The organism is Proteus columbae (assembly GCF_002777965.1).
In the GTDB taxonomy this organism is placed as follows: domain Bacteria; phylum Pseudomonadota; class Gammaproteobacteria; order Enterobacterales; family Enterobacteriaceae; genus Proteus; species Proteus columbae.
The window spans coordinates 217,113-238,028 of the sequence record NZ_NGVR01000023.1 but is presented as its reverse complement, the minus strand read 5'-3'; the positions used below and the strand labels follow the sequence as shown (position 1 = coordinate 238,028).

General features: G+C 37.8%; 20 protein-coding genes and 1 other annotated feature. Of the genes, 15 read left to right on the top strand and 5 right to left on the bottom strand.

Going from position 1 to position 20,916, the window contains the following annotated elements; all coding sequences use genetic code 11:
* Window positions 1–150: 150 nt before the first annotated feature.
* Window positions 151–453, bottom strand: coding sequence for a YbjC family protein (locus CBE70_RS12110; protein ID WP_100159544.1), 303 nt, complete (start codon window positions 451–453; stop codon window positions 151–153).
* Window positions 454–624: 171 nt separating this feature from the next.
* On the opposite strand from CBE70_RS12110, the gene CBE70_RS12105 reads away from it, so the two are divergent.
* Entirely contained in the window at window positions 625–888 is a 264-nt protein-coding gene (locus tag CBE70_RS12105; RefSeq protein ID WP_036912158.1) for a GrxA family glutaredoxin, read from the top strand.
* Window positions 889–1,141: 253 nt separating this feature from the next.
* Here the strand turns inward: CBE70_RS12105 and CBE70_RS12100 are convergent, their stop codons facing one another.
* Window positions 1,142–1,567: a secondary thiamine-phosphate synthase enzyme YjbQ gene (locus CBE70_RS12100; RefSeq protein WP_100159543.1), complete on the bottom strand. Its 426-nt coding sequence runs from the start codon at window positions 1,565–1,567 to the stop codon at window positions 1,142–1,144.
* 239 nt (window positions 1,568–1,806) lie between these two features.
* Between CBE70_RS12100 and ybjG the strand changes: the two genes are divergently transcribed.
* The 4 genes from ybjG to CBE70_RS12080 all read left to right on the top strand — a co-directional run bounded on the left by ybjG (window position 1,807) and on the right by CBE70_RS12080 (window position 8,171).
* Entirely contained in the window at window positions 1,807–2,418 is a 612-nt protein-coding gene (gene ybjG, locus CBE70_RS12095; protein ID WP_100159542.1) for an undecaprenyl-diphosphate phosphatase, read from the top strand.
* 910 nt (window positions 2,419–3,328) lie between these two features.
* Window positions 3,329–4,645 (top strand): HAAAP family serine/threonine permease, encoded by a 1,317-nt coding sequence (locus tag CBE70_RS12090; RefSeq protein ID WP_100159541.1) that lies wholly within the window; start codon window positions 3,329–3,331, stop codon window positions 4,643–4,645.
* Window positions 4,646–4,770: 125 nt separating this feature from the next.
* Window positions 4,771–6,135: an L-serine ammonia-lyase gene (locus CBE70_RS12085; protein WP_088493325.1), complete on the top strand. Its 1,365-nt coding sequence runs from the start codon at window positions 4,771–4,773 to the stop codon at window positions 6,133–6,135.
* Between the two features lie 365 nt (window positions 6,136–6,500).
* Complete coding sequence (locus CBE70_RS12080) at window positions 6,501–8,171, top strand: formate--tetrahydrofolate ligase (protein ID WP_100159540.1); 1,671 nt, start codon at window positions 6,501–6,503, stop codon at window positions 8,169–8,171.
* A gap of 150 nt (window positions 8,172–8,321) precedes the next feature.
* Here CBE70_RS12080 and CBE70_RS12075 read toward each other — a convergent pair whose 3' ends face one another.
* Entirely contained in the window at window positions 8,322–9,524 is a 1,203-nt protein-coding gene (locus CBE70_RS12075; RefSeq protein ID WP_023581278.1) for a serine hydrolase, read from the bottom strand.
* 157 nt (window positions 9,525–9,681) lie between these two features.
* Between CBE70_RS12075 and CBE70_RS12070 the strand changes: the two genes are divergently transcribed.
* Window positions 9,682–10,302 carry a glutathione S-transferase family protein gene (locus tag CBE70_RS12070; protein ID WP_100159539.1) on the top strand — a complete coding sequence of 207 codons (621 nt, stop codon included), beginning with the start codon at window positions 9,682–9,684 and terminating at the stop codon, window positions 10,300–10,302.
* Window position 10,303: 1 nt separating this feature from the next.
* Here CBE70_RS12070 and CBE70_RS12065 read toward each other — a convergent pair whose 3' ends face one another.
* Window positions 10,304–11,125: an SDR family oxidoreductase gene (locus CBE70_RS12065; protein ID WP_100159538.1), complete on the bottom strand. Its 822-nt coding sequence runs from the start codon at window positions 11,123–11,125 to the stop codon at window positions 10,304–10,306.
* Window positions 11,126–11,482: 357 nt separating this feature from the next.
* Window positions 11,483–11,612, top strand: a sequence feature (His leader region).
* Between the two features lie 44 nt (window positions 11,613–11,656).
* Here CBE70_RS12065 and hisG point away from each other — a divergent pair.
* From hisG to hisIE, 8 genes are read left to right on the top strand one after another with little or no spacing between them, the layout of a single operon-like run.
* On the top strand, window positions 11,657–12,556 hold the full coding sequence (gene hisG / locus CBE70_RS12060; protein ID WP_100159537.1) for an ATP phosphoribosyltransferase: 900 nt from the start codon (window positions 11,657–11,659) through the stop codon (window positions 12,554–12,556).
* Window positions 12,557–12,562: 6 nt separating this feature from the next.
* Entirely contained in the window at window positions 12,563–13,891 is a 1,329-nt protein-coding gene (gene hisD / locus CBE70_RS12055) for a histidinol dehydrogenase (protein WP_100159536.1), read from the top strand.
* Complete coding sequence (gene hisC / locus CBE70_RS12050) at window positions 13,881–14,963, top strand: histidinol-phosphate transaminase (protein ID WP_100159535.1); 1,083 nt, start codon at window positions 13,881–13,883, stop codon at window positions 14,961–14,963. Before hisD ends, hisC begins: the two co-directional genes overlap by 11 nt.
* Window positions 14,964–15,012: 49 nt before the next feature.
* On the top strand, window positions 15,013–16,080 hold the full coding sequence (hisB, locus tag CBE70_RS12045; RefSeq protein WP_100159534.1) for a bifunctional histidinol-phosphatase/imidazoleglycerol-phosphate dehydratase HisB: 1,068 nt from the start codon (window positions 15,013–15,015) through the stop codon (window positions 16,078–16,080).
* Entirely contained in the window at window positions 16,080–16,670 is a 591-nt protein-coding gene (hisH, locus tag CBE70_RS12040; protein ID WP_100159533.1) for an imidazole glycerol phosphate synthase subunit HisH, read from the top strand. Before hisB ends, hisH begins: the two co-directional genes overlap by 1 nt.
* Window positions 16,671–16,676: 6 nt before the next feature.
* Window positions 16,677–17,414, top strand: a complete 738-nt coding sequence (gene hisA / locus CBE70_RS12035; RefSeq protein ID WP_100159532.1) for a 1-(5-phosphoribosyl)-5-[(5-phosphoribosylamino)methylideneamino]imidazole-4-carboxamide isomerase — start codon at window positions 16,677–16,679, stop codon at window positions 17,412–17,414.
* Entirely contained in the window at window positions 17,396–18,169 is a 774-nt protein-coding gene (gene hisF / locus CBE70_RS12030; RefSeq protein ID WP_100159531.1) for an imidazole glycerol phosphate synthase subunit HisF, read from the top strand. Before hisA ends, hisF begins: the two co-directional genes overlap by 19 nt.
* Entirely contained in the window at window positions 18,169–18,786 is a 618-nt protein-coding gene (hisIE, locus tag CBE70_RS12025; protein WP_198585718.1) for a bifunctional phosphoribosyl-AMP cyclohydrolase/phosphoribosyl-ATP diphosphatase HisIE, read from the top strand. The genes hisF and hisIE overlap by 1 nt, the downstream gene beginning before the upstream one ends.
* Before the next feature lie 110 nt (window positions 18,787–18,896).
* On the opposite strand, the gene yiaY is transcribed toward hisIE, so the two are convergent.
* Entirely contained in the window at window positions 18,897–20,048 is a 1,152-nt protein-coding gene (yiaY, locus tag CBE70_RS12020) for an L-threonine dehydrogenase (protein ID WP_100159529.1), read from the bottom strand.
* Between the two features lie 313 nt (window positions 20,049–20,361).
* Between yiaY and CBE70_RS12015 the strand changes: the two genes are divergently transcribed.
* The gene (locus tag CBE70_RS12015; RefSeq protein WP_100159528.1) at window positions 20,362–20,859 is read left to right on the top strand and encodes a YbaK/prolyl-tRNA synthetase associated domain-containing protein; all 498 of its coding nucleotides are present in this window, start codon (window positions 20,362–20,364) and stop codon (window positions 20,857–20,859) included.
* Window positions 20,860–20,916 lie beyond the last annotated feature (57 nt).

The following is a 20,916-nucleotide window of genomic DNA, read 5'->3' as shown; positions in this document are numbered from 1 at the left end:
GCAAAAAAAAGAGTGCCTTTTGGCATTGGCGCTATTTTGCCACTTTTTCTATCTTGAAGGCACTAATAAATAGAAAAACTAAGAAAATTAAGCCAATTTACACATTGGATTTTCTTAGTTTTTAATGCATTTTTGAGGAAAAACAGATAGCTATTCTTCGTTATTCTCTTTTTTCTTTTTACTATTTGTGGATTTATGGTCAATCCCTAAAAAAGTTAATCGATAAATAGCGCGCCAGACAATATGGATAGCTGGCGGGATCATACAGATAACCCCTAAAACAACTAGCGTTAATTGTCCTGTATATGTTCCTAGCCACTGCGGAGAGGTCATATATTGATTGATATAAAGATAAGCAACCACTAATAGAATAATCCCAATTATTTCAATGATGATAATGGGTTTTGGCATATCTGATAGTGATTTCATATCTCGGTTTGAAGGCTTTTCCATCATTTCTCCGCTAAATGCTGTGTTGCAGTCCTATCTCATTATTCGGCAAATTGGTATAATTTATCACACTAAAAGGCAATAACTGTTTTTGTTTAGCCTCATAAAAGGGCATAGTAACAATCAATAGAAACTATTATGCCTGAATTTTATTTCCTCAATAAGGAGTGTCGTATGTTTGTTGTCATTTTTGGTCGCCCAGGTTGCCCATATTGTGTTCGTGCGAAACAACTGGCTGAAACTTTGTCTGAAAAACGTGACGATTTCGATTTCCGCTATGTAGATATTCAAGCTGAAGGAATTACAAAAGCTGATTTATCTAAAACTGTCGGTAAACCTGTTGAAACTGTGCCACAAATTTTTATTGATGAGAAACACATTGGTGGTTGCACAGATTTTGAAGCTTATGCTAAAGAAAATTTAGGCATCTACAACTAATTCAAAAGCGCTAAAACAGTTTATTTATCAATATGTTTTAGCGCTTTCTCTTTTTGCATTATCCATCTTTTCTTTATATTCCCACTCTTTCCAAAAAAAAACTCTATTTTTTTTCATTAGTCAGCGAACTTTCTTTCTAACCCGTAGTCTGAATTAGTGCCACTGCTTTTCTTTGATGTCCCCAAATATTGAGGAGCCCGATAGTTTCAACCCTTTTGGTGAAATAACTGTCGGGTTTTTTATTGCTTGAAATTTAGTAACACTCTCCTTGCAATGTCACAATAATACGACGATTACCACCGTGATTACGATGTTCGCCAAGATAAATCCCCTGCCAAGTTCCTAAATTCAGCTCACCTTGGCTAATAGGAACCGTGACACTTTGTCCAAGTAAACTACTTTTAATATGCGCTGGCATATCATCACTGCCTTCATAAGTGTGAAGATAATAATCTTCGTTCTCTTTTACGCTTTGATTAAAGAAGTTTTCAAAGTCACTTCGTACTGTCGGATCAGCATTTTCATTAATCGTTAATGAAGCCGATGTATGTTGAATAAAAAAATGAGCAATTCCAATTTTATATTGTCTTAGTTCCGGTAATTCTTGAATCAATGCTTGTGTAATTAAGTGAAATCCTCTTGGTCTTGCATTAAGGACTATATTTTTCTGGAACCACATAAAGTTATACCTCGTTGAAGATAAGAAAAAGAACAATGTGAGAGCAATAACATAAGCGCAATACTCTTTTTAAGAGTGCTTTATCTCAGTTTGATATAAAACTGACAAATCTTTTAAAAAAAGCACAATTAAATAAGAAAAAAACACTTTACCCCTATTACTCCCTCATTTACCCTTAAAAACTTGCGTATTATGTATCATAAACATCGCTTATCAGTACGACATGTATGGAGCCTACTTTGCTGGAACAATTCAATTTAGCCGTATTTTCAATGATGAATGCAACACCTGCGGCATCTCCTTTAGAAATCGGTACGGCGATAATTATTGCTAAGTACCTTGTCTATCTTTTTCCGTTATCTTTAGTGTTCTATTGGTTATGGGGTAATGAAAAACATCTTAGCCAGCAAAGAACATTGGTATGTAAAGCGGCTATCTCTTTAGGTATTGCACTTTCTATCTCTTGGGTGATTGGTGCTATTGCGCCTCATGAACGCCCTTTTGCCGCCAACATTGGCTACAACTTTCTTGATCACGATGCAACACCGTCATTCCCAAGTAACCATGGTACGTTTGTATTCACCATTGCTTTAGCGTATCTCTTTTGGCATCACAGCAAACGTATTGGCTATATTATGCTCAGTTTAGGACTTGCGATTGCTTGGGCGCGTATCTATCTTGGTGTACATTGGCCAATCGATATGATTGGTGCTTTTATCGTTGCTCTACTTTCTTGTGGCCTTTGCCAGATCTTCTGGTCTAAAGGTGGTGATATACTCCAAAAATGGGTACAACAGCTCTATCAGCTCTGTTTTGCTTATCCTATTCGCAAAGGCTGGACAAAGGCATAACCTTTCTTATACCGAAAAAGACCACATTTATTGTGGTCTTTTTATATATTTAACTTAAGTAACACCACCCTTCGATATATTAATATATAAATAAAAATATTCTCTACTATTATATTTTTTGTCCAAAAATAAATATGTTGTTATTTTAATCAAACTGAAACTTTTATATTCGTTATATAACAGCCTACCAAACTCATTTATTAACAAATTTATTGTCGTATTTATAAACAATATTCTACTTATAAATGAAATATAGCTATATTCATTTCATAAAATAAAAGAAATTCATTAATAAATAATCATATTGCATCGTTTCTATATTCTTTTGTCTACTTTTAAACATTAATTAAAGAAAATAATTTATCATTATATTTCAATTAGATACATGGTTAACATAATGTTTTAATTGTAAACAAAAATAACCCAATTGATTTTAATCATTTATTTTCGATCTAATAAAAATACCTAAAAACAATCATTAACATATGAACATTTAAGTATTTAGCTTTATTTTATACTTACCTTAAAATTGGAAAGTTATTTCAAAATGTTTTAAAAACAGCCTCGAAAAAAACAAAATATAAAAAATGTTACATTTTCAGGTTTTTCAGTTATATTTAGCATTTGAGATGGTGATCACGGTAGTTTATCCTGAAAAACACTATATTCTGCACCTCTTAAGTCTGGATATAAACTTATTGAATATTTTTTCAAATTTTGAAAGAGTTTAATTCTTTTGAAATTTAAAGATTTTATATGTGGTAATTGAAGATATTGAGATAACACCAGGTACTCAATGCACTCATTTATTCATAATTAAATTTATGCCGTGATTATTTCTAAAAAGAAATACAATCGCGCTCTTATTTTTATTCATTATTTTTTTTACCGCGTTATTTCGGAGAGTATTATGGATACAACCAAAGTTGGTTCCATCGCGTCGGGTAACACCCAAGGTGATTACAAAACATGGCGTAAGTCAGATACAGTATGGATGTTAGGTTTATACGGTACGGCTATCGGTGCTGGCGTTCTATTTTTACCTATCAACGCAGGGATTGGTGGTTTAATTCCTCTGTTGATCATGTTAGTACTTGCATTCCCAATGACCTTCTTTGCACACCGTGGTATGTGCCGCTTTGTGTTATCAGGTAAAAACCCAGGTGAAGATATCACTGAAGTTGTTGAAGAACACTTTGGTAAAACAGCAGGTAAATTAATTACCCTGCTCTATTTCTTCGCAATTTATCCTATTTTATTGGTTTATAGTGTTGCTATCACCAATACAGTAGAAAGCTTTATTGTGAACCAAATGCACATGGCTGCACCACCTCGCGCTATTTTATCACTGGTACTGATTGTTGGTATCATGTCGATTATTCGCTTTGGTGAACAAGCTATCGTTAAAGCAATGAGCGTTTTAGTATTCCCATTTGTTGCTGTTCTGATGGTCTTAGCACTGTATCTGATCCCAGAGTGGAATGGTGCGATTCTTGATACTCTCTCTTTTGATCACGCAACAACATCAGGTATGGGTCAAGGCCTATTAGTTACCCTATGGTTAGCTATCCCTGTAATGGTGTTCTCTTTTAACCACTCTCCAATCATCTCGGCGTTTGCTGTTGCAAAACGTGAAGAATACGGCGAAAACGCTGAGAAAAAATGTTCACGCATTTTAGCTTATGCGCATATCATGATGGTTATCACTGTAATGTTCTTCGTGTTTAGCTGTGTATTTAGCTTAACACCAGAAAACTTAGCGGAAGCAAAAGCACAGAACATCAGTATCCTGTCTTACCTTGCTAACCATTTTGAAGCACCTGTTATTGCTTATATTGCTCCATTTATTGCTTTCGTTGCTATCACTAAATCGTTCTTAGGTCACTACTTAGGTGCTCGTGAAGGTTTCAACGGTTTAATCATCAAATCACTGCGTGAAAAAGGTAAAACAATCGAAAAAGATCGTTTAAACAAAATCACTGCACTGTTTATGCTGGTTACAACTTGGATTGTTGCAACATTAAACCCAAGCATTTTAGGTATGATTGAAACATTAGGTGGCCCAGTTATCGCAATGTTACTGTTCCTGATGCCAATGTATGCAATCCGTAAAGTACCAGCAATGAAGAAATATGAAGGCCATATCAGCAACGTATTTGTTGTAATCATGGGTCTTATCGCAATCTCAGCAGTTTTCTATAGCTTAATTAACTCATTCATGAGCTAATAAAATATCTAATGGCTACTTTCTTAATAGGAAGTAGCCATTACAGCTTTAGGTTTCAAAACTGACACTTAACACTCTAATAAACACACAGTTGCGCCTTTAAATTAATTAGGGAGGCGAATATTATGGTTAGCGTCTTTGATATTTTTAAAATCGGTATCGGCCCTTCAAGCTCACACACTGTAGGCCCAATGAAAGCAGGTAAAGAATTCGTTGATTTACTTGCTGAAAAAAATCTCCTCTCTTCTGTTTCCCGCGTTATCGTTGATGTTTATGGCTCTTTATCTTTAACAGGTAAAGGTCACGCAACTGATATTGCTATTATTATGGGACTCGCAGGAAATTTACCTGATACTGTTGATATTGATTCTATCGCCCCGTTTATTAAACAAGTAGAAACAACGGGTCGCTTAATGCTGGCAAATGGCATAAAAGAAGTCGATTTTCCGGTTGAAGGCGGGATGAATTTTCATAAAACCAATCTACCCCTTCATGAAAATGGCATGACCATTACCGCTTATAACGGTGAGCAGGTTTTATTGAAAAAAACCTATTATTCTATTGGTGGCGGTTTTATTGTTGATGAAGAGCATTTTGGCCAACCTGAAGAAAATGCAGTTCAAGTACCTTATCCTTACCAATATGCGGCTGATTTACGTCGCCATTGCAAAGAAACAGGTCTTTCTTTATCAGCATTAGTGATGCAAAACGAATTAGCATTACGTAGCAAAGAAGAAATTTCGGCTCATTTCGCGGCTGTTTGGGAAGTGATGAAATCAGGCATTGAGCGCGGTGTAAATACTGAAGGCTTATTACCGGGGCCATTACGCGTACCTCGCCGTGCATCGGCATTACGCCGTATGCTAGTTACAGAAGATAAAACAACAACAGATCCAATGACCGTTGTTGACTGGATTAATATGTTTGCCCTTGCCGTGAATGAAGAAAATGCGGCTGGTGGACGTGTTGTCACAGCACCAACAAACGGTGCCTGTGGCATTATCCCTGCAGTATTATCTTACTATGATAAATTTATTCGTCCTGTAAATGAAAACTCTTACACTCGCTTTTTCTTAGTTGCCGGTGTTATTGGTTCACTTTACAAAATGAATGCATCTATCTCGGGTGCTGAAGTCGGTTGCCAAGGTGAAGTTGGTGTTGCTTGTTCAATGGCAGCAGGTGCATTAACTGAACTTTTAGGCGGTAGCCCAGAACAAGTTTGTATTGCAGCGGAAATTGCGATGGAGCATAACCTAGGACTTACCTGTGACCCAGTGGCAGGACAAGTACAAGTTCCTTGTATTGAACGTAATGCTATCGCAGCCGTACAAGCAGTAAACTCATCTCGTATGGCTTTACGTCGTGTCAGCGATCCCCGTATTTGTTTAGATAAAGTCATCGAAACAATGTACGAAACAGGTAAAGATATTAATGCTAAGTATCGTGAAACCTCTCAAGGTGGATTAGCCATTAAAATTTCTTGTGACTAAATCTGAGAGTTTTAAATACAGATATTTATAATAGATAAGGCGCTGATATCAGCGCCTTTTTTGTTTATTAACATCAATCTCAATACTCTTCCTTTTTAATATCCTCTTTTTTGTATGAGATTAAATTGTCATCCTTAGTTAAAATATGTTTTTTGAAAAAAACAAAACATCACTCAATAAAAGGTAATTTAAAGAAAAAATAGGCACTAGCCACAAAAATTATTTAAATGGCGTGACGATGAACGCGTTATCTAAAGTAAATAACTACAAATTAATCAATCTATTGGCCATATTTAGATTATTGTCTAAAGTTGATAAGTAAAGATCACTAGAGACATCATCAGCGGGATAAAAAGAGAACTAAAATGAAATCAGATATTCAAATCTCCCAAGAAGCACACCTCTTACCTATTCAGGACATTGCTAAAAATTTAAATATTGATCAAGACGATATCGAGTTTTATGGCAAGTACAAAGCCAAATTTAGTCACAGCATTTGGTCAAAAATTGCGACAAAAAAGCCCGGAAAATTAGTTTTAGTTACAGCCATTAACCCAACACCTGCAGGTGAAGGTAAAACAACGGTTACTGTTGGATTAGGGCAAGCGCTTAATCATATTGGAAAAAATGCCATTATTGCATTGCGTGAACCCTCTTTAGGCCCTTGCTTTGGTATTAAAGGTGGCGCAACTGGTGGTGGTTATTCACAAGTGGTTCCGATGGAAGATCTCAACCTTCATTTTACTGGCGATTTTCATGCTATTACCTCTGCCAATAACTTACTTGCAGCCATGCTTGATAATTCGATTTATCAAGGTAATCCTTTAAATATCGATCCTAAAAAAATCGTGTTTAAACGTTGTATGGATATGAACGACCGTGCTTTACGTAATATTGTTGTGGGATTAGGTGGCGAAAAAGACGGTATCACAAGAGAAGATAATTTTGTTATTACTGTTGCCTCTGAAATTATGTCTATCCTTTGTTTAGCTGTGGATATTGATGATTTAAAACAGCGACTTTCTCGTATCATTGTTGCTTATTCTTATAATGGTGATCCTGTTACAGCAAACGATCTACAAGCTGTCGGTGCAATGGCTAGTTTATTAAAAGATGCCATTAATCCTAATCTAGTACAAACACTCGAAAATACCCCTGCCATTATTCATGGAGGCCCTTTTGCTAATATTGCTCATGGATGTAATAGCGTAAGGGCGACAAAACTTGCTCTTCAACTTGCTGATATTACTGTGACAGAAGCTGGTTTTGGTGCTGATTTAGGTGCTGAAAAATTCTTTGATATAAAATGCCGGATCAGTGGATTACGTCCTGATTGTGCCGTTATTGTTGTAACCACTAAAGCACTAAAATATAACGGTGGCTTAGGTAAAGACGAGTGGAATAATGAAGATTTAGTTGCCCTTGAAAAAGGCATTGTAAATCTTGAAAAACACATTGAAAACCTTAAAAAATATGGCTTACCCGTGATTGTCTCTCTTAATGCTTATATCACTGATAGTATTGCAGAGCACCAGTTTATCGAACAATTTTGTCAAGATAGAGATTGTCGCTTCGCAATTACCAAAGTGTGGGAAAAAGGAGGCGAAGGTGGTATTGAATTGGCTAAGCAAGTGATTGATACGCTTGAAAATGAACAGAGCCAATTTCAATTAATTTATCCTGATGATGCTTCACTTAGTCAAAAAATCGATATCGTTGCCAAAGAAATTTATGGTGCAAATAGTGTGACTTATAGCCAACATGCTCACAAAATGTTGGAAAAGATAGAAATCATGGGTTTTGCTCACTTCCCTGTTTGCATGGCGAAAACTCAATATTCACTCTCAGATGATCCTACGTTATTAGGTCGCCCAACTGACTTTACAATAAATGTTCGTGAAGTGTATGTTTCTGCTGGCGCTGGCTTTGTTGTCGCCTTAACAGGCTCTATCACAACGATGCCCGGATTACCGAGAACGCCTGCCGCTATCGCTGTTAATGTTGATAATCAAGGTAAAATAGATGGGCTTATTTAAGTTCTAAGATAGGCATATCCCTCTATTTTATTGAGCATAAAAAAATCCGTAATCGTTAAACCATTACGGATTTTTTAATAAAAATAACAGCTCGTCTTTTTTCTTGGGTGAAAAACTCAGTAACGCTTTGATAGCTCCATTATTGGCGAATTAACCAAAAATAGCATTAAACCAACCGGATACTGTTTTAACAACAAAATCCCAAATACGACTAAAGAAACCGCCTTCTTCAACTGCTTCTTTTACAACTAATGGGCGTTGTTCAATCACTTCATCATTTAATAAAAAGTTAACTGTACCTACAACCTGATTTTGAGTTAACGGCGCTTCTAATACAGGATTGGTTAAAGTAAAAGAGGCTTTCAGATTTTTCAATTCACCTTTAGGAATGGTAATTGAAGCATCATTAGCAACGCCTAATGCCACTTCGCCTTTATCGCCGTACCATACTTTTTGAGTTGTCAGTGGTGTATCTGCTTTTACAGGTGTTACTGTTTCAAAAAAGCGGAAACCCCAACCTAATAATTTTTCACTTTCAGCAAAACGCACTTTATCTGATGGTGTTCCTAAAACAACAGCAATCAAACGCATATCGCCTTCAGTTGCCGAAGAAACAAGATTATACCCTGCTCCATTAGTGTGACCCGTTTTCACACCATCGACATTCATATTTTTATTCCACAATAAGCGGTTGCGGTTTGGCTGACGAATATTGTTGAATGTAAATTCTTTTTCTTTATGAATTTCATACTCAGAAGGAACATCGCGGATCATGGCTGCTGTCAGTAATGCCATATCTTGTGCGGTTGTATATTGCCCATCAGAATCTAACCCATGAACGGTTTTAAAATGTGTATTTTTTAAACCGAGATTCTTAGCATAAGAATTCATTAAATCAACAAAGGTTTCCTGACTACCCGCAACATGTTCTGCTAATGCAATACTGGCATCATTACCAGATTGAATAACCATACCGCGATTTAAATCAATCACTTTGACCTGATCACCCGGTTTCAAGAACATCAATGATGATCCTTTCAATACCGGATTTCCCGTTGCCCATGCATTACGCCCAACAATAACCGTATCGTCAGGTGACATACGACCTTCTTTGATAGCTTGTCCAACAACGTAGCTACTCATGATTTTTGTAAGACTGGCGGGATCTAAACGCTCATCAAGTTTTTCTGATGCCAGAATTTTTCCGCTGTTGTAATCCATTAATACATAAGATTTTGCCTCTATTTGAGGAGGCACCGGATTATTTACTGCAAATGAAGGACTAGAAATAATTAGCAGTAAACCCATTCCCGCGGTAACCTTACCCAGAACAGATGGAATATTTTTTTTCATTACCGATCACCCTTTTATATCAATTTGTTAAAGCTTTCCTACTATATGGCTTTCTGGAATAAGACGCCAACATTGATATATAGAGATTTATCTTATATTCATATTTAGCGCCCTATAGCGGGAAATTTTATTACTTATCGCGGTTTAGGAGACCTTTATGTTAAAAGTCTGGGGTAGAAAAAACTCATCTAACGTTAAAAAAGTTCTTTGGTGCTTAAAGGAATTAAATGTTCCTTATGAGCAAATCGACGTTGGTGGCCCTTTTGGTGGGCTCAATGAAGCAAATTATTTAGCGATGAATCCCAACGCTTCTATTCCAACCTTACAAGATGATGATTTTGCTTTATGGGAGTCTAATACCATTATTCGTTATTTATGTACAAAATATGAAAATAACACCTTCTATCCCCTTGATCCTAAACAACGAGCAAATGTAGAAAAATGGATGGATTGGTCAAATGGCAGTCTATTTGCGCCCATTCAACAAATGATGATCATGATTGTTCGCACGCCTAAAGAGCAGCAAAATCCTGAGATTGTTAACGCGTTGAAAGAGAAGCTTAATAAATTAATCAAAATCGCTGACGAACAACTTGCAAAAACAACTTATTTCGCAGGAGATGTATTCTCTCTTGCCGATATGGCAATAGCACCATTGGTCTACCCGTGGCTTGAAGTTTGCAAAGATAGACCTCACTTCCCTCACATTGAGCGTTGGTTTGCACAATTAAGTGAAAGACCTATTTTCCGTGATATCGTGTTACTGCCTGTCAATTAAGTTAATTCATTGGCATTTTGTCGGGATCTGGATAATGGTAATGAAATCCAAGATCTCGACAAATCTCCTGACCATCAATTTCTCGTATTAAAGGCTTCTCTTCTTCAACAAATTCTGGCGGAATAAGATCGAGTTGATTCGACACTCTTGAGTAAAATTCTTTCTTTTTAGGGTGAATAGGGGCACATAAATTATATAAATGCCCACCTTCATTTTGCGCAAGAAGTTGTTCAACAGCAAAAATCACATCGTCTAAATGAACTAAGTTAACACATTGATGAGCACCTTTTACCTGTTTTTTACCTGATAAAAAACGTCCTGCATGACGACCTGGCCCGACTAATCCTGCTAATCGAAGAATATCAACCGTAGTCAATGGTAAACGATGTAACCAGTTTTCAACTTCTGCTAACATTTTTGCTGATTGTGTTTCTGGTCGAATATCCATTTCTTCCGTGATATTACCTGTTTGATTGCCATATACAGAAGTAGAGCTAATGTAAATGACTCTCGTAACATGGCGAGACATTGCGCTATCCACCAGTGTCTGAATGGCTTCAACATAATCATAACCTCCACCAGCAGCACTTGGTGGTAACGTGATAATGAGGACGTCAGTTTCCATTAAGTAATCAAAATCATCTCTATCACATTCAATTGCGGGTGTTAAATTCACTAAACAGCAGTCAACACCACTCATTCTTGCTGCTTCTACGCCATCTTCGGTGGTTTTTGTCCCTTTAACTTGATAGCCTGCATCACGCAACGCAGCGGCAAGTGGTAAACCTAACCAACCTAATCCTACGATGGTTATTCGTTTCATTTTGCTCCCCTACTTAAATGGCTTAGTCAAAGTATGCTATAAAATTTTAGTTTCGCCATTACTTATAAATACTACTTATATTTCCTGAACGTTTAGCATATCCCTATATACTCGCCTACTTATTCCATTAAGTAAATAAGAGAAATATTAAAATCACATTAAAAACAAAAGGTTACAAAATAATTAAATTATTATTAAAAAATAGGTTGCTTTATGCTTTGTAAATCATGTAGGTTGAAAGGCAGACAAATTCTAAATGCAGGTTACTAAATACAGATTAACAGTAACGGGCATTATTAAATAACAAATAGTGTTATTAGCTAGGAAAATAATTATGTATAGCATTCAACTAAACCACCATCATCACCATCACCCTGACTAGTCTTTCAGGCGATGAGTGCTGGAAGACGTTTAAGAAACGCTTCCGGTGGTCTGAATGCAGATAACAACTAAAACCCCGGAAGGCAACTTCCGGGGTTTTTTTATAGCTAATTTTCATAACAAAAACATGGACAATGATAGGGTAATATTATGTTAGATAAAGCAAGATTAAGAATCGCAATGCAAAAATCAGGACGTTTAAGCGATGATTCTCGTGCCCTTTTAGCGCGCTGTGGCATCAAAATTAACTTAAATCAACAGCGCTTGATTGCTTACGCTGAAAACATGCCAATCGATATTTTGCGTGTTAGAGATGACGATATTCCAGGATTGGTAATGGATGGCGTTGTTGATTTAGGGATCATCGGTGAAAACGTTTTAGAAGAAGAGTTATTAAAACGTCGTTCACAAGGTGAAAATCCAAGCTATCTGACACTGCGTCGTCTTGATTTCGGTGGCTGTCGTTTATCTCTAGCAACCCCTGTTGATTTCGATTATCAAGGTGTGGAATGCTTAAATAATACTCGTATCGCAACCTCCTATCCAAATCTACTCAAACGCTATTTAGACCAAAAAGGCATCAAATTTAAATCGTGTTTATTAAATGGCTCTGTTGAAGTCGCCCCTCGTGCAGGCCTTGCGGACTCTATCTGCGACTTAGTTTCTACTGGTGCAACATTAGAAGCCAACGGTTTAAAAGAAGTTGAAGTGATTTATCGCTCAAAAGCATGTTTGATCCAACGCGATGGTGACATGGAAACTGATAAGCAAGCTCTTATAGACCGTTTACTAACGCGTATTCAAGGCGTTATTCAAGCTAGAGAATCAAAATACATTATGTTACACGCACCAAGTGATTGCCTTGAAGATGTAATTGCATTACTTCCGGGAGCTGAAAGACCGACTATTTTACCTCTGGCGGGTGACCAAAATCGCGTTGCAATGCACATGGTGAGTAGCGAAACCCTATTCTGGGAAACAATGGAAAAGCTTAAAGCATTAGGTGCAAGTTCAATTCTTGTTTTACCAATTGAAAAAATGATGGAATAAGGTGAAATGATGAAAACGGGTTTTAATACATTAACTTACTGGAATAAATGCACTAAAGAACAGCAACAAGTGCTATTAACTCGCCCTGCTATTTCTGCATCAGGTTCAATTACAGAACAAGTTGCTAGCATCATTTCACAGGTACGTAATGATGGAGACAAAGCGCTTAAAGCACTTAGCCAAAAATTCGATAAAACAGCGCCGGAAAGTGTTTTGGTGTCAAAATCGCAAATCGATGAAGCTTCATCAAGACTTGATAGCAAAATAAAACAGGCGATAGCACAGGCGATGAATAATATTCGTCGCTTTCATGAGGCTCAAATTCCTAACGCTATCAACGTGGAAACTCAGCCGGGTGTATTTTGTCAACAAGTAAGTAGACCCATTGATGCGGTAGGGCTCTATATTCCCGGAGGTTCGGCACCATTACTATCAACAGTAATGATGTTAGGTATTCCAGCCCGTATTGCAGGTTGCCGCAAAATTATCCTTTGCTCACCGCCCCCTATTGCTGATGAAATTTTATATATTGCTCAACAAATTGGTATTGATGAAATCTTCCAAGTCGGTGGTGCGCAGGCAATTGCAGCCATGGCATTTGGTACGGATTCTATTCCTAAAGTTGATAAAATTTTTGGTCCTGGTAATGCCTATGTAACTGAAGCAAAACGCCAAGTCAGTCAATCGCTACAAGGTGCTGCAATCGATATGCCAGCAGGCCCTTCTGAAGTATTAGTAATTGCTGATGCGGATGCAAATCCTGCATTTATTGCTGCTGACTTACTTTCGCAAGCTGAACACGGCCCTGATTCACAAGTTGTGTTATTAACACCTGATGAAACACTCGCTAAAGCCGTTATTGCTGAAACTGAAACACAACTAGCGCTATTAAGCCGCGCTGAAATCGCTAAACAAGCACTTGCAGAAAGCCGCGTCATTATTACTCGTGATCTCGATCAGTGTATTGAAATTAGTAACAGCTATGGCCCAGAACACTTAATTATTCAAACCAATGATGCTGATACTCGTGTTGATAGTATTACCAGCGCTGGATCTGTTTTTCTTGGTGCTTGGTCGCCTGAATCTGCGGGAGATTATGCTTCTGGTACGAATCACGTTCTACCAACTTATGGTTATACAGCGACCTACTCAAGCTTAGGCTTAGCTGATTTTATGAAACGAATGACAGTACAGAAACTCACAGCACAAGGTTTATCTGATTTAGCACAGACTATTGAAATATTAGCGCAAGCAGAACAACTCACCGCACACAAAAATGCTGTCACACTTCGCGTTAACGCTTTAGCTCAGGGGAAAAAAAGTGATGAAAACTGAATTTGATATCAATACACTTACAAGAAAAAATGTACGTGAATTAATACCTTATCAATCTGCTCGACGCTTAGGGGGAAATGGTTCTGTTTGGTTAAATGCAAATGAATACCCTATCGCGCCTGACTTTACTTTTAATGAAAAAAACTTAAACCGTTACCCTGAATGTCAGCCTGTTAATGTGATTAATCGTTACGCTGCATACGCAGGTGTGAATGCGAATCAAGTCTTAGTCAGCCGTGGTGCAGATGAAGCGATTGAACTACTTATTCGCGCTTTTTGTGAGCCGGGTAAAGACGCCATACTTTATTGTCCACCAACATACGGTATGTATAGCGTTAGTGCTGAAACCTTCGGTATAGAACAGCGTGTTGTCCCCGCACTTGCTGATTGGAGCCCTGATGTCAAAGCCATCGCATCACAGCTTGATAATGTAAAACTTATCTACCTATGCAGCCCAAATAACCCAACAGGAAATATTGTTGATCCTTCGCTTATTCGTGATGTATTAGAACTAGCTAAAGGCAAAGCTATAGTTGCGGTAGATGAAGCTTATATTGAATTTTGCCCGCAAGCGTCAATTGTTTCATGGCTTGAAGATTATCCGAATTTAGTTATTTTGCGAACCTTATCGAAAGCTTTTGCTTTAGCTGGGCTTCGTTGTGGCTTTACACTTGCCAACCCACCTGTCATTGAATTATTACTAAAGGTGATCGCACCATACCCACTTTCAACACCTGTTGCAGATATTGCTGCACAAGCATTAACAGAAGAAAGTATTAAGATAATGAAAAAACGAGTGGCAGAAATTTCACGTAACAGAGCCATTTTATCTGATACGTTAAAAAAATTGCCTAATGTTGAACAGGTTTATAACAGTGAAACCAACTATATTTTAGTGAAATTCACTGATGCTAATCTGGTTTTCCGTACTTTATGGGAACAAGGAATTATTTTACGCGATCAACAGCGTCAATATGGGCTTAATGGCTGTTTGCGTATTTCTATCGGTACAGCAGAAGAATGTGATAGCGTGATTAATGCCATAAAAAATATTCAAACTGCAAACGTATAAAACATTAAAAACGATAACAACAAAAAATCGCAACTGAGGGATCTCAACCATGAGCCAAAAAATTCTTTTTATCGACCGTGATGGTACTTTAATCACTGAGCCACCAACTGACTACCAAGTTGATAGACTTGATAAACTTGCCTTTGAAAATGGCGTGATCCCCGCACTTACTGCTCTGCAAAAAGCGGGTTATAAACTCATTATGATCACAAATCAGGATGGATTAGGCACAGAAAGCTTTCCTCAAGCCGATTTCGATCCTCCTCATAATTTAATGATGCAAGTTTTCTCATCACAAGGGATCTCATTTGATGATGTTTTAATTTGTCCTCATAAACCTGAAGACAACTGCCCTTGTCGCAAACCAGAAACAGGGCTTGTCACGCAGTATTTAGTTGATGGTGCACTGGATAAAAATAACAGCTATGTCATTGGTGATAGACAAACTGATATTCAGTTGGCTGACAATATGGGTATCAAAGGCATACTTTATAATACCGATAAGCTCAATTGGGCTGTTATTACAGAGCAACTAACTAAAAAAGATCGCTATGCTTACGTTGAGCGAAAAACGAAAGAAACACAAATCGCGATCGATGTTTGGCTTGATCGTGAAGGTAATAGTCAAATCAGCACTGGTGTCGGTTTCTTTGATCACATGCTTGATCAAATTGCCACACACGGCGGCTTTCGTATGAATATCAATGTAAAAGGTGATCTAGTTATTGATGATCACCACACTGTGGAAGATACCGGTCTTGCTTTAGGTGAAGCATTACGTGAAGCATTAGGTGATAAACGAGGTATTGCCCGCTTTGGCTTTACATTACCAATGGATGAGTGCCTCGCAAGCTGTGCATTAGATATTTCTGGTCGCCCACACCTTGAGTACAAAGCTGAATTTAAATATCAACGTGTCGGTGATTTAAGTACAGAGATGATTGAACACTTTTTCCGTTCACTCTCTTACACCATGGGTTGCACATTGCACCTGAAATCGAAAGGCAAAAACGATCACCACAAAGCTGAAAGCTTATTTAAAGTCTTTGGTCGTACATTACGTCAAGCCATTCGTGTTGAAGGCAATACTTTACCAAGCTCAAAAGGTGTTCTGTAATGAAAGTGGTTATTCTTGATACGGGCTGCGCCAATTTAGCCTCTGTCGCTTACGCCGTTAAGCGACTCGGTTATGATCCAATAGTGTCCTATGAAAAAAACGTTGTGTTATCTGCGGATAAACTCTTTTTACCCGGAGTAGGAACAGCTAGAGCGGCAATGGAACAACTCAAAGCACGCGAACTAATTCCTTTAATTAAAGCCTTAACACAACCGGTTTTAGGTATTTGCTTAGGTATGCAAATATTGGCCTCACTAAGCGAGGAAGGTAAAAATATCCCTTTATTAGGATTAGTTGATGGCACCATAGATAAGCTTGATACAGCAGGATTACCATTACCTCATATGGGTTGGAACCAAGTATTAGCAAAATCTGGACACCCTCTTTTTCGTTCACTTGGTGACGATGCTTGGTTCTATTTTGTTCATAGCTATGCGCTAGCACTCAATGAATCGACGATTGCTGAAACTGAATACGGCTCACGTTTTAGTAGCGCAATTCAAAAAGATAATTTTTATGGAGTGCAATTTCACCCAGAGCGTTCAGGCAAAGCTGGTGCTCAACTTATCAAGAACTTTTTGGAGATGTAACCCGTTATGATTATTCCAGCACTAGATTTAATTGATGGGAAAGTGGTTCGTCTTCATCAGGGTGATTATGCAAAACAGCGTGATTATGATGATAATCCACTGACACGCTACCAACAATATGAAAAAGATGGCGCAAAATTACTTCACTTGGTGGATTTAACAGGTGCAAAAGATCCTTCTGCTCGACAAATCCCACTATTAAAAGAGCTGGTTGCATGTGTCAATGTGCCCGTACAAGTGGGTGGTGGCATTCGCACTGAAGATGATGTTAAATCACTACTCGATGCAGGGGCAAGTCGGGTTGTTATTGGCTCTACCGCAGTCAGTCAGCCTGAAATGGTAAAAACGTGGTTTGAGCGCTATGGTGCAGATGCCATTATATTAGCCCTTGATGTTCGCATTGATAAACAAGGCAAAAAGTGGGTAGCTGTCAGTGGTTGGCAAGAGAACTCCCCCTATACACTTGAAGATATCATCAAGATTTATCAAAGTGTGGGTTTAAAGCATGTGTTGTGTACCGACATTTCTCGTGATGGCACATTAGCGGGTTCTAACGTCGAACTGTATAAAGAAATTAGCCAGCGTTTCCCTGATATTTTATTCCAAGCTTCGGGCGGTATTGGTGATTTACACGATATCGCTGCACTTCCTGCATCTGGCGTAGCTGGCATTATTGTGGGTCGAGCATTATTAGAAGGCAAATTTACATTAAAAGAGGCGATATCATGTTGGCAAAACGCATAATTCCTTGTCTTGATGTTCGTGATGGGCAAGTGGTTAAAGGTGTTCAATTTCGTAATCATGAAATCATTGGTGATATCGTTCCTCTTGCTGAGCGCTATGCTAAAGAAGGGGCTGATGAACTCGTCTTTTATGATATTACCGCATCATCTGATGGACGTGTTGTTGATAAAAGCTGGGTATCGCGTGTTGCTGAAGTGATTGATATTCCCTTTTGTGTTGCTGGTGGCATTCGCTCTATTGAAGATGCTGGGAAAATTCTCTCTTTTGGTGCAGATAAAATTTCAATTAACTCCCCAGCTCTTTCTGATCCCACATTGATTTCACGCTTAGCAGAACGCTATGGTGTGCAATGTGTTGTCGTCGGCATTGATACTTGGTTTGACGAAAAAACAGGTGAATATCTAGTTTATCAATTTACGGGTGATGAAAAACGTACTCAACAAACACACTGGAAAACACTTGATTGGGTTCGTGAAGTTCAGCGACTCGGCGCAGGTGAGATTGTGTTAAATATGATGAACCAAGATGGCGTAAGACAAGGCTATGACCTAAAACAACTCGCTCTAGTACGCCAAGTTGCAGATGTTCCTATTATCGCATCAGGAGGAGCTGGCGAAATGTCACACTTTCTTGATGCATTTAAATTAGCCAATGTTGATGGCGCTCTTGCAGCCTCTGTTTTTCATAAACAAATAATTAATATCAACGAATTAAAACAGTATCTTGCAAAGAATGACGTTAAGGTAAGAATATAATGAATAGTGAAACATTAGCACAACTAGATTGGGAAAAAGTCGATAATCTCATGCCTGTGGTTATCCAAAATGCTATTTCGGGTGATGTATTAATGCTTGGTTACATGGATAAAGAAGCATTAAATGTCACTCTAGAAAGTGGAAATGTTACCTTCTATTCTCGCACTAAACAGCGTTTATGGACAAAAGGTGAAACCTCAGGCAACTTTCTTAAGTTAGTCAATATTTATCCTGACTGTGATAACGATACTTTACTTATTTTAGCCAATCCTATTGGCCCAACTTGCCATAACGGTACTGAAAGTTGTTTTGCCCCAGCTCAAAGCCAATGGGGATTTCTCTATGAGCTTGAAAATATATTACGCGAACGTAAAAATGCTTCGCCAGATAGCTCTTATACTGCCCGCCTTTATGCCAGTGGTACAAAACGTATAGCACAGAAAGTGGGAGAAGAAGGAGTAGAAACAGCATTGGCTGCCACTGTTAATGACAGAGAAGAGCTAAAAAATGAAGCCTCAGACTTGCTCTATCACTTAATGGTGCTATTGCAAGATCAATCATTATCACTTTCTGATGTAATAGGTTGCCTGCAAGAACGTCATAAAAAAGCAGAATAATTGAAATCACATTAATAAATACGAAAAAAGCCGATACAAACTAAAGTATCGGCTTCATTTTTAAGAAAAAATAGAAGTAATAACGTAATTACCTTTTTATTTTCTAAGCATTACATTGCTTGGCGGAATAATTCGATAACATCACTTTCAGAACCCTGAACTGGGTTAGTGATTGCACAAGCGTCTTTCAGCGCATTTTCAGCTAATGTTTTGAAATCTTCTTCTTTCACGCCTAATTCTTTCAGGCCTGCTGGAATACCAACATCTTTAGCCATTTTACGAATTTCTTCGATACATGCTTGCGCACCTTGCTCATCGCTCATTGCAGAAACATCAACACCCATAGCTTGTGCGATATCTTTTAAACGACCTGCTGCTGCTTGAATGTTATAAGCTTGAACATGTGGTAATAAAACCGCATTACACACGCCATGAGGTAAGTTATAGAAACCACCTAATTGGTGAGCCATAGCGTGTACATAACCTAAAGAAGCGTTATTAAATGCCATACCTGCTAAGAATTGAGCATAAGCCATATTTTCGCGCGCTGCCGTATCACCACCATTATCAACAACTTTACGTAAAGACTCGCTGATCATAGTAACTGCTTTTAATGCACACGCATCAGTGATTGGATTTGCAGCAATTGAAACATACGCTTCAACAGCATGTGTCAATGCATCCATACCTGTCGCAGCGGTTAAACCTTTTGGCATACCAATCATTAATTCTGAATCATTTACAGATAAGATTGGTGTTACGTTTTTATCAACGATAGCCATTTTGATATGACGCGCAGTATCTGTGATGATACAAAAACGTGTCATTTCTGATGCTGTACCTGCTGTGGTATTAATTGAAATCAGTGGTAATTGAGGTTTCGCAGAGCGGTCAACACCTTCATAATCTGCAATTTTTCCACCATTAGAAGCCACTAATGCGATGCCCTTCGCGCAATCATGTGGAGAACCACCGCCTAAAGAAATGACACAGTCACATTGATTTTCTTTCAGCAGAGCTAAACCCGCTTCTACATTTTCAACAGTAGGGTTTGGTGCAGTACCGTCATAAGTAACGCTAGAAATACCAGCTTGTGTCAGTAATTTACTTACTTTATCAACAACACCCAGTTGATTTAAAATGCTATCAGTGACGATCAACGCTTTATGAAAACCGAAGTCTTTCATTGAACTTACAGCATCAGCAAGGCAACCAGCACCAATTTTATTCACAGAAGGGATATAGAATGTTGAAACTGCCATTATTGACTTCCTTTTTAGTAATTAAATCTATGTTTTAATATGTTCTATTCTTTTTGTTCTTAAATTGATCATCATCAAAATAATGAATAAATATCAATTTGTTTATCATGTTATTACAGGCAATTAAATAAAGAAGTCTAATTACCCTATCAATTCAATAGGATAATACTATTAACATATTATCATTTGTAACAAAATAATTTGAAAAGCTTATCAAAATAATCAAAACCAGCCGTAAACATCACAGCAGAATATTTTTTTTAAAGTCGTATAATGACCACAAAGAAATAACTTATTAATTCAGGAGTCATTGATGTCTTTGACTATTTTTGAGCAACTTACTGCTTTATTAGATAAAAACCACGCGACTTACCGTGTTATGGAACACCCTACCGCAGGTCGTTCTGAAGAAGTTGCAAAAATCAGAGGAACACAATTAGGACAGGGAGCAAAAGGACTTGTTTGCCATATAAAAGGTAACGGCGTTAAACAACATGTTCTTGCTATATTACCCGCCGATAAACAAGCTGACCTATCAAAACTCGCTCACCAAATTGGTGGAACAAGAGCATCGCTGGCAAGCCCTAAAGAAGTGGATGATCTTACTCAATGCGTATTTGGTGCAATCCCCCCTTTTAGTTTTCATCCTGCATTGAAGCTTGTAGCTGACCCTCTACTTTTTGAACGTTTTGATGAATTAGCTTTTAATGCAGGCACATTAGAGCGTTCTATTATTCTTAATACACAAGATTACAAACGTATTGCACAGCCTGAATTAATCTCTTTTATTCGTGATGAAGAAAACGAATAGCAAAAACAGCTAACTTATTTTTAACAATTACCCTAGTCATCATTCAGCTAAGGGTAA